The organism is Sphingorhabdus sp., from assembly GCF_044239005.1.
Classification (GTDB): Bacteria; Pseudomonadota; Alphaproteobacteria; order Sphingomonadales; family Sphingomonadaceae; genus Sphingorhabdus_B.
The window spans coordinates 1-11760 of record NZ_JBIICH010000067.1 but is presented as its reverse complement, the minus strand read 5'-3'; the positions used below and the strand labels follow the sequence as shown (position 1 = coordinate 11760).

The 11760-nt window shown below is 56.6% G+C and carries 13 protein-coding genes; 10 read left to right on the top strand and 3 right to left on the bottom strand.

What is annotated here, in order from left to right; all coding sequences use genetic code 11:
- The first annotated feature begins 32 nt into the window (after positions 1 to 32).
- Entirely contained in the window at positions 33 to 1031 is a 999-nt protein-coding gene (locus ACILQA_RS06715) for a 2-hydroxyacid dehydrogenase (protein WP_395629007.1), read from the top strand.
- Positions 1032 to 1132: 101 nt separating this feature from the next.
- Positions 1133 to 2443 carry an ammonium transporter gene (locus ACILQA_RS06710; RefSeq protein WP_395629004.1) on the top strand — a complete coding sequence of 437 codons (1311 nt, stop codon included), beginning with the start codon at positions 1133 to 1135 and terminating at the stop codon, positions 2441 to 2443.
- Between the two features lie 142 nt (positions 2444 to 2585).
- Here ACILQA_RS06710 and ACILQA_RS06705 read toward each other — a convergent pair whose 3' ends face one another.
- Both ACILQA_RS06705 and ACILQA_RS06700 read right to left on the bottom strand, forming a co-directional pair.
- Positions 2586 to 3992 (bottom strand): NAD(P)H-dependent flavin oxidoreductase, encoded by a 1407-nt coding sequence (locus tag ACILQA_RS06705; RefSeq protein WP_395629006.1) that lies wholly within the window; start codon positions 3990 to 3992, stop codon positions 2586 to 2588.
- Between the two features lie 62 nt (positions 3993 to 4054).
- Positions 4055 to 5203 (bottom strand): glycosyltransferase, encoded by a 1149-nt coding sequence (locus ACILQA_RS06700; RefSeq protein ID WP_395629003.1) that lies wholly within the window; start codon positions 5201 to 5203, stop codon positions 4055 to 4057.
- 37 nt (positions 5204 to 5240) lie between these two features.
- Here ACILQA_RS06700 and ACILQA_RS06695 point away from each other — a divergent pair, with 37 nt between their 5' ends.
- From ACILQA_RS06695 to ACILQA_RS06670, 6 genes are all read left to right on the top strand, one after another.
- Complete coding sequence (locus tag ACILQA_RS06695) at positions 5241 to 6626, top strand: protein adenylyltransferase SelO family protein (protein ID WP_395629002.1); 1386 nt, start codon at positions 5241 to 5243, stop codon at positions 6624 to 6626.
- 158 nt (positions 6627 to 6784) lie between these two features.
- The gene (gene cobA / locus ACILQA_RS06690) at positions 6785 to 7552 is read left to right on the top strand and encodes a uroporphyrinogen-III C-methyltransferase (RefSeq protein ID WP_395629001.1); all 768 of its coding nucleotides are present in this window, start codon (positions 6785 to 6787) and stop codon (positions 7550 to 7552) included.
- Entirely contained in the window at positions 7549 to 7845 is a 297-nt protein-coding gene (locus ACILQA_RS06685; RefSeq protein ID WP_183941664.1) for a DUF2849 domain-containing protein, read from the top strand. The genes cobA and ACILQA_RS06685 overlap by 4 nt, the downstream gene beginning before the upstream one ends.
- Before the next feature lies 1 nt (position 7846).
- Positions 7847 to 9475, top strand: a complete 1629-nt coding sequence (locus tag ACILQA_RS06680) for a nitrite/sulfite reductase (protein ID WP_183941665.1) — start codon at positions 7847 to 7849, stop codon at positions 9473 to 9475.
- On the top strand, positions 9468 to 9890 hold the full coding sequence (locus tag ACILQA_RS06675) for a DUF934 domain-containing protein (RefSeq protein ID WP_324479421.1): 423 nt from the start codon (positions 9468 to 9470) through the stop codon (positions 9888 to 9890). The genes ACILQA_RS06680 and ACILQA_RS06675 overlap by 8 nt, the downstream gene beginning before the upstream one ends.
- Positions 9883 to 10653, top strand: coding sequence for a phosphoadenylyl-sulfate reductase (locus ACILQA_RS06670; protein ID WP_395629000.1), 771 nt, complete (start codon positions 9883 to 9885; stop codon positions 10651 to 10653). Before ACILQA_RS06675 ends, ACILQA_RS06670 begins: the two co-directional genes overlap by 8 nt.
- Positions 10654 to 10666: 13 nt before the next feature.
- Here ACILQA_RS06670 and ACILQA_RS06665 read toward each other — a convergent pair whose 3' ends face one another.
- Entirely contained in the window at positions 10667 to 11068 is a 402-nt protein-coding gene (locus ACILQA_RS06665) for an acyl-CoA thioesterase (protein WP_395628999.1), read from the bottom strand.
- 125 nt (positions 11069 to 11193) lie between these two features.
- Between ACILQA_RS06665 and ACILQA_RS06660 the strand changes: the two genes are divergently transcribed.
- Together ACILQA_RS06660 and rpmH are read left to right on the top strand one after the other, a co-directional pair.
- On the top strand, positions 11194 to 11544 hold the full coding sequence (locus tag ACILQA_RS06660) for a hypothetical protein (protein ID WP_395628998.1): 351 nt from the start codon (positions 11194 to 11196) through the stop codon (positions 11542 to 11544).
- A gap of 115 nt (positions 11545 to 11659) precedes the next feature.
- Positions 11660 to 11760, top strand: a 101-nt coding sequence (rpmH, locus tag ACILQA_RS06655; RefSeq protein ID WP_395629005.1) for a 50S ribosomal protein L34, incomplete at its 3' end; no start/stop codon positions are given.

Below are 11760 nucleotides of genomic sequence, written 5' to 3'. Positions count from 1 at the left end.
ACCTTCTGATATATTCGGCTTTAGTCACTGCCATGCCCGAACTTAGCCGTATTGAACGTCCATCTGTCCGCGTCACCCGCACGCTTCTTCCTGCTGTTGAAAAGCGCATGGCGGAACTGTTCGATGCTCGTTTCAATGCTGATGATGTGCCCCTCACCCGTGATGCGCTTGTTGCCGCGATGGCGGATTGCGACGTGCTCGTGCCGACTGTTACGGACTCCATCGATGCCAGCATCATCGCCGCCGCCCCGCCGCGCCTGAAATTGATCGCGAGCTATGGTGCTGGCGTTAATCACATCGATTTGGCCGCAGCAAAGGCCAAGGGCATCATGGTGACGAACACGCCCGGCGTGTTTACCGACGATACCGCTGACCTGACGATGGCGCTCATTCTGAACGTACCCCGCCGGCTTGGTGAAGGACACCGTGCCATGCGCAATGGCGAATGGAGCGGCTGGAGCCCCACAGGCATGCTGGGTCATCGCATTGGTGGCAAGACGCTAGGCATCATCGGCCTTGGCCGTATTGGAGAGGCCGTTGCCATGCGCGCCAAGGCATTTGGCATGAATATCATTTACAACAAGCGCAGCCGCTTGCCCGCCAGCGTTGAGGATGAACTGGGCGTCACGTTCGAACCCGACATCGACCGGCTGGTGGCCCGTTCGGACATCATCACGCTGCACTGCCCGTTAACGGCGGACACCGACAAAATCATAAATGCCGAACGCATCGCGCACATGAAACCCAACGCGTATGTCATCAACAGTTCACGCGGTGAATTGATCGATGAAGACGCATTGATCGCGGCACTGCAAAGTGGTCGTATCGCGGGCGCAGGGCTTGATGTGTACACGCATGAACCCGCCGTAGACTCGCGGTTCTTGAGCATACCCAACGCGGTGCTGCTTCCGCATTTGGGCAGTGCCACAGTCGAGGGGCGCGAAGCATCGGGCGAGCGCGTGATTACAAATATCCGCGTATGGGCCGACGGCCACCGACCGCCCGATCAGGTGCTTGAGGGCTGGCAATAAGCAATTTTCTTTCGATTGCGGTAAGTTAGCCGTAATTTTGTGCCTTGAGGCTTTGTTACGCCGCGCCTAGAGACGTGGCAAATAAGCGGGTGGGGAAAATTATGATCCAGAAATTTGTGCAGTCAGCGCTGGTTTTAAGCGCAGCCATGTCAGCGCCAGCGATGGCACAGACCGGCATGGTCGCTATCCCTGAAACCAATAGCGGCGATAGCGCGTGGATATTGACCGCATCGGCCCTCGTGCTGATGATGACGCTTCCTGGGCTCGCACTTTTTTACGGCGGATTGGTTCGCGCCAAAAACTTCTTGTCGGTCCTCGTTCAATGCGGCGCGATTGCCGCTATTGCGTCGGTGATCTGGATTGTCATTGGCTACAGCCTCGCCTTTTCCGTGAACGGCAACGGCTTCATTGGCTCGCTTGAAAATGTCATGTTCAATGGCTTGCTCGATTCTGTCCGTGAGGGGCAGACGACGGGTGAGCTTGCTTTTGCACTTTTCCAAATGACATTTGCGATCATCACCCCTGCCCTGATCGTCGGAGCATGGGTCGAACGCGCCCGCTTTGGCTGGGTCGTGGCTTTCAGCGCCTTATGGTCGCTGCTCATCTATGTCCCCGTGACCCGCTGGGTTTGGGGCAGCGGTTTTCTGGCCGACCAGGGCGTCATTGATTTCGCCGGTGGCATTGTTGTGCACACCACGGCGGGTATTTCAGCGCTTGTTGTCGCGCTCATGCTTGGCAAGCGCATTGGCTTTCCCAAAACGCTTATGCTCCCGCATAGCCCCGCGCTCACAGTGGCAGGTGCAGGCCTGCTCTGGGTTGGCTGGTTTGGCTTCAACGGCGGATCGGCTTTGGCGGCAAATGACGCGGCCGCCAGCGCGATTATCAACACCCATGTCGGGGCCTCGGTGGCAGCAATTGTCTGGCTGATGATTGAACGTATCAAGGTCGGTAAGGCCACAGCCGTCGGCTTTGCAACTGGCGCAGTCGCTGGGCTTGCGACGATCACGCCTGCAGCAGGGGTCATTGGCCCCGGTGGCGCGATCATTCTCGGCATATTGGCAGGCGTCGTCTGCTTCTGGTTTGTCGGCCTTGTCAAAGGCACGCTGAAAATCGATGACTCACTCGACGTTTTTGCGGTGCACGGTATCGGCGGGATACTTGGTTCCGTCCTGCTGGCCGTCTTTGCAAGCGAGGCGCTTGGCGGCGCTGGCTATGCCGAAGGTGCGGGCATGGCATCGCAATTGTGGGTTCAGGTGAAAGCCGTGGCCATCGTCGGTGCCTATTCCGCCGTGGTCACGCTGATCATCGGCTATCTGGTTTCGATGGTTGTACCGATGCGTGTCAGCGAAGATCAGGAGCGTGATGGGCTTGATATTTCAAGCCACGGCGAACGCGCTTGGGATTTGGATTAAGCCGCCCCTGACTTGGCCTAATGCATCAGCGCATATGGCAGTGGCCCCAGTGGGGCTGCTCCGCAAAGGCAACGTAATATTATATAGCCCTTGGTCGCAACACTACGCGACCAAGGGCTATTTTCGGTAAGCTAACCCAGGATCAATCGCCCGTCAGGATGCGGTCCATCAACTGCTGCACAGTTGGGACGAAACCGTTCGAATAGAACGGATCCTTACCGAACAGATAGGCGCTATGCCCTGCGAACATCAGGTTTTCATCGATGGGCGCGCCGTGCGCAATGTTCTGCAATGCCTTTTGAATGCAGAAGCTGCGCGGATCGGCGAGGCGGCCCGTCGAATTATTGTCATGGTCCTTCCACGACGAAAATCCGCAATGCGACAGACAGCCCATGCAATCCTTCTGATCCTTGCGAATGACTTCGCCCGACGGCGGCGTCACAAAGACCAAAGTGTTGTCCGGCGTCTTCAAAGCGACCGTAAACCCGCGTGCATCCCATTCGCGTGCCTTCATCAGGTCCGCAGGCTTCACCCAGAAATTCTTGCCCTTCACGCCGACATCCAGCTGCGCGGTGTGTTCCGCATCGGCGGCCTGCACATAGGCAATCTGGCGTTCTGAACGGGCCTGCAACTCAAGCAGGAACGGATTGATGACCGCGCTTGAATAGAAACCTGTTGGCGAAAACTGATGCAACAGCACGCCGTCTTCAGGAATTTTCGTCAGCGCGTCTTTCCAACCCTGTGGAATGGGGCTTTCCTGCGTGAGCAATGGCCGCGTACCCAGCTGAAATGCGATTTGCCCAAGCTCTGGATTATCAATCCAGTTGTTCCAGTCACGCAAGAACCATACGCCGCCCGCCATGACGATCGGCACGTCGTCCGAAATGCCCTCGACGCGCATGACATCGCGCAGCGCCTTTACGCGTGGATAGGGGTCTTCGGGGCTACGAGGGTCTTCCGCGTTGGAAAGGCCGTTGTGGCCACCGGCCAACCAAGGATCTTCGTAAACCACAGCGCCCAACCATTCGGGCACCTTGTGATAGGCGCGTTTCCACAATGCACGGAATGCACGTGCAGAGCTGACGATAGGCAGATAATATACGCCATATTGCGCCGCGATTTCGGAAAGCTTGTAAGGCATGCCCGCGCCACATGTGACGCCGGTGACCATTCCCTTGGTCGCTTCCAATATGCCGTGCAAAATGCGCTGCGATCCGCCCATTTCCCACAGCACGTTGATATTGATGGCGCCTTTGCCATTGGCCATTTCATGCGCCAGGCGAACCTGCGCTATTCCGCCACGGATGCCGTATTCCACGAGCTCTTCATGACGTTCCGCGCGTGTTTTTCCGTGGAAAACCTGCGGGATCATCTCGCCATTTTCATCATAGCTGTCGGCATTAACCGCCGACACAGTGCCAATGCCACCGGCGGCAGCCCATGCGCCAGAACTTGCGTGATTGGTAGCAGCAACGCCCTTGCCGCCCTCGACCAAAGGCCAAACTTCGCGGCCACCATAGATAATGGGTTTCAGACCCTTGAACACAATCACAACCCCCAATATTTATATCAAAAGCGCCGTTCAGCGTGCTCGCGCGCTATCGCAATTATCTAGCTTTGTCGCGCAAAATCGGCACGTTTCATGGCGGAACCATATAGCTGCCGATAACGCGCAAACATTGTCTCTTCATCATATAGTGCACAGGCCAGAGAGCGGTTGGCGATGCCGAGTTTTTCCCGAAGTCCGGCATCATTTGCTAGCTCTCCGATAGCTTGCGCCAAAGATGCCTCGTCGGTGCGCGGGACGATGAACGGACGGTTTTCGCGTGCAACGATATTTTTTACGTCGCCAACGTCGGTAGATACCACCGGAATGGCGCTGGTCATCGCCTCCAATAGTGAGGTCGGATATTGCTCGCTATCCGACGACAGCGCAAAAATATCGAACAGGCGAATATAGCGCGCCGGGTCACGTAAATAGCCGGGCATCATCACACGGTCCGCGATACCAAGCCGCTCTGCCTCCGCCATGATTGCACCATGCTCTGGCCCGTCACCCACAATCGCGAGCCGGACATTCGGCCCAGCGGCTGCAACCGCACGCACAAGCCGCGGAAGATTTTTGATCGGGCGCAGCCCGGCGATCGTGCCGACCACGATCTCGCCATTGCGTTTCTGAAAGCCTGGAAAAGATCCACGCTGCGGCCGCCGGTTAAAATGGTCGGTATCGATGCCATTTGGGAAACGACAAATCTTGTCCAGCGGCTGATGCCATATGGTTCGGGCGATATGCTCAAGCGTTTTCGACGGGACGACCAACGCATTCGAACGCTGCAACGCAATCGTGCGAAACCAGTTTCGCCGTTTTTTCAGCCGGTCGATTTCATCATCGTTGAACCCGTCTTCATGGTGGATCAATGGCGGTAGACCCATGCTGCGTGTAAACAGTGTATGCGCCATCACGCCATCCATCGCGCCCCAATTATATGTTAAAACGAGATGGAATTTCTTCATATAATGGGCAAGCTGACGATAGCGCCCAATGGCTGGCATGCCTTTCAACGACGGTGCGGCGTCTTTCGGGAATGTAACCTTCACCCGCCGGTCAATCGCATCGGCAGCGCCAAAGGCATCATCAACCGCCGACAAAACGCTATGTTCGGCCTGATCGCCAAAATGGTTCATAAGACGAACCGTGCGCGATTCCTGATCGCCAAGGTTAAAGCTGCTATGCAAATGGAGGATGCGGACCGCCGCCATACTTGCCTTTCCTTCTCGCACCGCCCAGATGCTGTGAATGATTATCGAACCTATGCACTCTCCCTACCGTCCTGATCCACAAATCGCCAGTCTGGGTGAAAAAATTGGTGACCCTGTGCGCGCGGCCAACTTCCCCGAGACGATATTGCGTTTTCGCAACGATCGGTGGGCGGCAACTGTTGGGCTGGATGGATATGACGACGCGGCGTGGGTCCGCCATTTCGGGCGTTTTGAACCGCTGCCCGACAACATGCCCGAACCTTTGGCACTTAGGTATCACGGGCATCAGTTTCGTGTGTACAATCCCGATATTGGCGATGGACGGGGATTTCTGTTCGCGCAGCTGCGTGACGGCCATGACCGGTTGCTTGACCTTGGGACCAAAGGTTCGGGCACCACCCCTTACAGCCGGCGCGGAGACGGAAGGCTCACGTTGAAAGGTGGCGTGCGCGAGATATTGGCCACCGAAATGCTGGAGGCGCTTGGGGTCAACACTTCCAAAACATTCTCGCTGATTGAAACCGGCGAAGAATTGATCCGCGGGGATGAGCCCTCGCCCACCAGATCCGCCGTCATGGTTCGGCTCAGCCATAGCCATATACGTTTCGGGACGTTCCAACGCATCGCGGCGGAGGGCAATGAGGCGCTGATGCACAAGCTCATCCATTATTGCCTCGAACATCTTTACTGCGTCGAAGTTTCGGACAACGCCGCGGCACAGTTGTTGGAGCTCGCGGTGGATCGCGTGGCCGACCTTGCCGGGTCGTACATGGTCGCAGGCTTCGTCCACGGCGTGCTCAACACCGACAATATCAACATCACCGGCGAAAGCTTTGACTATGGCCCATGGCGTTTCACCGAAAAATGGGACCCAAGCTTTACCGCAGCCTATTTCGACCAATCCGGACTTTATGCGTTCGGGCGGCAAGCCGAGGCATTGCATTGGAACCTTGGCCAACTCGCGGTTGCGCTGCGATTGGTGTCAGACGCGCCGCCGCTGATTGCCGCACTGGAACGCTTTCCCGACCTCTATCAACAATCAGTCATTCGCCGGTTTTTATGGCGACTGGGCGTTGTGTCGAAGGGCGAAGACGCGGATAAGCGCCTGGTCGAAGCCGCCGAACGCGCGATGGTCCGCGATCAAATCCCCATCGCTGCATTTTTCCACGGCCACAGAGGTGGAAGGACAGGCGCATTCGCGTCCACGGGGGCAGACCAAGCCGCATTTGAAGACATCTTGCGCGGTTATGCGCCAGTGAACGCATCGGACGATTATTGGGCAAGCAACCCCGTCTGCGCAATGTTGATCGATGAGGTCGAGATGATTTGGGACGCCATTGCCCAAAAGGATGACTGGCAGCCTTTATATCAAAAACTGGCGCATATTCAGGGCTTGGGGAAAGCTTTGAAGCATGAAGGCTGATAATTGCAAAAGTCTGCGGACCTGATTGCGCGCGAGGCGGACAATCTACGTTCGTAAGTAAACGTACCGCTTAAAAATCGGCACCGATAAAGTTCTTCTAACCCACGGCCAACTAATCCTGTTTTGAAGCTTGGACGGTGGCCGTCCATTTTGGTGTCATGGAAAAAGCACGAGTCTATTTGGTGGGCGCTGGCCCCGGTGACCCCGACCTGCTGACGGTGAAGGCTGCACGGCTGATCGCGTCGGCCGACGTTGTTGTGCATGATGGCCTTGTCGACGCCGCGATTATGGCGCTGATCAGCCCGTCCGCACGGCTGATTTCAGTCGCAAAAAGCCGGTCGCGCCATTCTGTGCCGCAGGACGGCATTAACGACATTCTGGTGCGCGAAGCGCAGGTTGGCCGGATCGTTGTCCGGTTAAAGGGTGGCGATCCGTTTATTTTTGGGCGCGGCGGCGAAGAAGCCGAAGCGTGCCGTGACGCGGGAATAGATGTTGAAGTTGTACCCGGCATCTCTGCGGCCATGGGCGGCGCTGCGGCGACGATGCTGCCACTCACCCACCGCGATGCCTCCAGCGCCGTCACGTTCGTTGCTGGCCAGTGCAAGGGCCTGACCGACCAGAATTGGGCTGGCCTTGCCGGTAAAGGTCGCACGCTGGTCATTTACATGGGCGTTGCGACCGCTGCGGATATTACCGAAAAGCTGATTTCCGACGGCCTGTCACCCGATACGCCCGTTGCGGTGCTCGAACGCGCTACGCGGCCCGATGCGCGCGCGATGCAAACGATCCTCACCGATTTGGGCGACCTGATTAAACGTGAAGGCGTCCAATCCCCTGCGATCATCGTGGTCGGCGACGTTGTCCTCAAATCAGATGCCGAAAACCGGCTCAAACATTTTGCCAAACAGGCGGAGAAAATTGCGTGAAGTTACTGACTGGAAATGAATTGCGCTCTGGCGCTGTGACCTGGTGGACAGGCAGCGGCTGGTCGCTCCATGTTGAAGATGCGGTTGATGTTGGTGAACATGGCGAAGCCGTGCTGCATGCCGAGGAAGGCGCACGCCGTGTGAACGCGCCCTACATCATCGACGCAGTTGCCACACCCCAAGGGCCCCGCCCCGCGCATATCAAGGACAGGGTCCGTGCGCTTGGGCCAACGGTGCGGCCAGACCTTACATTGAAACCCGCTGACCCAGCGGCAGGCGACTGGATAATCTGATATGTATAAATATGACCATTTCGACCAATCGATCGTCGATGCGCGCGTTGCCGAATTTCGCGATCAGGTAAACCGGCGTATCGCGGGGGAGATTACGGAAGACCAGTTCAAGCCATTGCGGCTGATGAACGGACTGTATCTCCAATTGCATGCCTATATGCTGCGCGTCGCCATTCCTTACGGCACGCTCGATAGCCGCCAGATGCGGATGCTCGCGCACATCGCCCGCAAATATGACCGCGATTACGGCCATTTCACCACGCGCCAGAATATTCAGTATAACTGGATCAAGCTTGAAGAATGTGCGGATCTGTTGGAAGAACTGGCAACGGTTGAAATGCATGCCATTCAAACCAGCGGCAATTGCATTCGCAACATTTCGTCGGACCAATATGCAGGTGCGGCGGCGGATGAAGTCGCAGATCCACGTCCTTGGGCGGAATTGCTGCGCCAATGGTCCACATTCCACCCTGAATTCAGCTATTTGCCGCGCAAGTTCAAGATTGCGGTCATAGCCTCCCCCGAAGATCGTGCCGCCATGCGCTTGCATGACATCGGATTGGAGCTTGTCCGTCAAAATGGCGAATTGGGTGCGCGCGTATTCGTAGGTGGCGGCATGGGCCGTACGCCAATGATTGCGCCAGAGATCAACCCGTTTGTCAAAGCCGACGACCTGCTCAGCTACATCGAAGCCTGCTTGCGCGTGTACAATCGCTATGGCCGCCGCGATAATATTTACAAGGCGCGTATCAAGATACTCGTCCACGAAATTGGCGCAGACGAATATCGCCGTCAGGTTGCGGAAGAATTCGCCCATGTCAAAACGCTGGGCATCGATCCGCCATTGGCAGAGCTGGAACGCATCAGCGCCTTCTTTGCGCCGCCTGCATTTGACGCAGCCGACGTTGAGCCCGATCGCAGCGATCCCGATTTTGCGGTTTGGCTCGATCAGAACGTAAAGCCACACAAGCAAGCCGGTTACGCAATCGTCAACATCAGCCTGAAGCCCATTGGCGGTATTCCGGGCGATGCAACATCGGCGCAAATCGATGTGATGGCTGACCTTGCCGAGCAATATGGCTTTGACGAATTGCGCGTCACCCATGCGCAGAACATCGTCCTGCCACATGTGGCCAAGCGCGATCTGCACGCGGTGTGGCAAGCATTGCGCGAAGCCGATTTGGCACATGCCAATCTTGACCTGATCAGCGATATCATCGCCTGCCCCGGCCTCGATTATTGCAGCCTTGCCAACGCCCGTTCGATCCCCGTCGCGCAGAAAATTGCGACGCGCTTTGCCGACATGGACCGGCAACGCGATTTGGGCGAACTAAAGCTTAAAATCTCCGGCTGCATCAACGCCTGCGGGCATCACCATGCGGGTCATATCGGCATATTGGGTGTCGACCGGAAGGGTGTGGAAAATTATCAGCTGACCTTCGGCGGCTCTGGCGCGGAAGACGTCAGCATCGGGAAAATCATTGGCCCCGGCTTTGATGAAGACGGCGTTGTCGACGCGGTCGAAAAGGCCACCGAAGTCTACAAGACGCTGCGTGAAGGCGATGAACGTTTCATCGACACATATCGCCGTGTCGGCCTCGAACCCTTTAAGGAGGCGATCTATGGTTGAGTTTCGCTATCGCACGGATGAAGTCACCGAACAGCCATCGGTGACGCTCGATGCCTTTTTGGACCAGTCAAACGCAACCGCCGTCCGGCTTGAACCAGATGACGACGCACGCGCACTGATCCCGTTTTTGGATCGGCTGACGCTTATCGAAGTTGCGTTCCCGAAATATCGCGACGGGCGCGGCTACAGTTCCGCGCGCATCTTGCGTGAAGCTGGCTACACCGGCGAACTGCGCGCACAAGGTGATGTTCTGGTCGACCAAATTGCGTTCATGCGGCGCTGTGGTTTTGACAGCTTTGCACCCGAAGCGTCGTTAAATCCCGAAGCCGTCGCGCGCGCGCTTTCGACCTATGACCAATTTTACCAAAAGGCCGCGGACGCCGCGGTTCCCGTTTGGAAGTTACGGCATGGGTGAACTGGTTCGCATCGCCGACCGTATCAACACCGCACCACGTTATACTGAGGTGGACGCCGTCCGTCTCAACAACATGTTCCGTGGGCGCGATACCGTCGAGATGCTGACCGTTTTGCTGCGTGAAAATATGTTGGGTGATGCGGCGATAGTATCCAGCTTCGGCGCAGAGAGCGCCGTTTTGCTGCATTTGATTGCCAGCATTGACCCCGCCACGCCTATATTGTTCCTCGACACCGGGAAGCATTTTCCGGAGACGATTAGCTATCGCGAGGAACTGCGGAATATTCTTGGCCTATTGGACCTGCGCATCATCGCCCCCGACCCTGCGCATTTGGCGCAAAAGGATGGGACTGGCCTGCGCTGGTCTTATGACCCCGATGGCTGCTGCGAAATTCGCAAAGTCCTTCCGCTGAAGGCTGCGCTTGCGGGTTTTGACGCCCAGTTTACGGGCCGAAAAGCCTTTCAGTCCGCAACCCGCAAGGCATTGCCACGGTTCGAGATCGAGGAAGGCCGCCTGAAGGTCAATCCGCTTGCAGATTGGGACAAGGCTAGGATCGAAGCCTATATGGCCGAGCACGCACTGCCTGTGCATCCCCTGGTGGCGCAGGGCTATCCGTCGATTGGCTGCTCACCCTGCACCACGAAGGTTGCGCCAGGCGAAGACCCACGCTCGGGTCGCTGGAAGGGCTGGGATAAGGTTGAGTGCGGAATTCATGGAGCCGTCACGCCGCTGGATGACAGCGCAAACGACCCGATCTTTTAACCGGCGCGCGAATTCAATCCTTCTGGAAAAAATAGGCTTGAATGTCCGCCGCAATACGCGCGGGACGAAGGGTCACCGCGTCGATGCAACACCAGCTTGATTTAACCTCAGCCAGCACGTCTTCACCGCGCTTGATGACCGTTTCGTAAAACGACCGGGCGCCCTGCACCTTTTCAAGAACGACAGAGGCGATAACGACATCATCAAGAAATGCAGGTTTCCTGTAAGTGATTTCATGCTTTAACGCGACCCACAGATATTTGGCGGCGGCCTCAGGCGGTGCAAGCTTGTGCCAATGCGCGAGCACCGCATCCTGCACCCAGTTCAAATAGCGCGCGTTATTCACGTGCCCCATGAAATCGATGTCTGCAGGCAATACGCCGATATGATGAAGGTGCGAGAGCGCTTTTGTCATGATATTTCCAAGATAGTCGTAAGCCCGAAAATTACATCCCCATTGCGGATTAAACCGGAACAAATAGATGCATTCATCGCAAAAATTTGTGGCCATGACTTGCCGCGGGATTTTTCGTTCCCCACATGACCCAAATGCGTGGATCTGGATGGACATATTGGCGACAAACCAACGCCTTTCGCTGGACGATGCTGACAATTGGGTGGATATTGGTTTTGGGGTCTCCTTTATTAGGCCCAATCCCCGGTCCGGGACCGCTGATCATTCTACCCATTGGCCTCGCGTTCATCCTGAAAAACTCGCTTTGGGCCAAAAAGCGCTATGCGCGACTTTCGCGGCAACATCCCGAATATGCACAATGGGCCAATTGGGCGCTTCGGCGGGGCAAGGTTACCGACCGTCCAGCGTTTCCGGATGTGAAAGGTGATTTCATGCACCTGTTCCGCCGCGACGACATAGACATGAAAATGCCCTGACCTGTGTTGACTTTTAGCCTTTCGGACCGTATCGGCCACTGCAACAGAAGCGGTCGCTGCGCAGATTCGGCGGCCCTTTTCATTTCAAGACGCAAAAAATTTAAGGATTACAGTCATGAAGCGCACTTTTCAGCCGAGCAATCTCGTGCGTGCCCGTCGCCACGGTTTTCGTCTCCGTATGTCAACCGCCGCTGGCCGCAACATCCTGAACGCACG

Coding starts and splice junctions, on each gene's coding strand:
- ACILQA_RS06715 (WP_395629007.1), top strand. CDS start 33: ATGCCCGAACTTAGCCGTATTGAACGTCCATCTGTCCGCGTCACCCGC.
- ACILQA_RS06710 (WP_395629004.1), top strand. CDS start 1,133: ATGATCCAGAAATTTGTGCAGTCAGCGCTGGTTTTAAGCGCAGCCATG.
- ACILQA_RS06700 (WP_395629003.1), bottom strand. CDS start 5,203: ATGGCGGCGGTCCGCATCCTCCATTTGCATAGCAGCTTTAACCTTGGC.
- ACILQA_RS06695 (WP_395629002.1), top strand. CDS start 5,241: ATGATTATCGAACCTATGCACTCTCCCTACCGTCCTGATCCACAAATC.
- cobA (WP_395629001.1), top strand. CDS start 6,785: ATGGAAAAAGCACGAGTCTATTTGGTGGGCGCTGGCCCCGGTGACCCC.
- ACILQA_RS06680 (WP_183941665.1), top strand. CDS start 7,847: ATGTATAAATATGACCATTTCGACCAATCGATCGTCGATGCGCGCGTT.
- ACILQA_RS06675 (WP_324479421.1), top strand. CDS start 9,468: ATGGTTGAGTTTCGCTATCGCACGGATGAAGTCACCGAACAGCCATCG.
- ACILQA_RS06670 (WP_395629000.1), top strand. CDS start 9,883: ATGGGTGAACTGGTTCGCATCGCCGACCGTATCAACACCGCACCACGT.
- ACILQA_RS06665 (WP_395628999.1), bottom strand. CDS start 11,068: ATGACAAAAGCGCTCTCGCACCTTCATCATATCGGCGTATTGCCTGCA.
- ACILQA_RS06660 (WP_395628998.1), top strand. CDS start 11,194: ATGACCCAAATGCGTGGATCTGGATGGACATATTGGCGACAAACCAAC.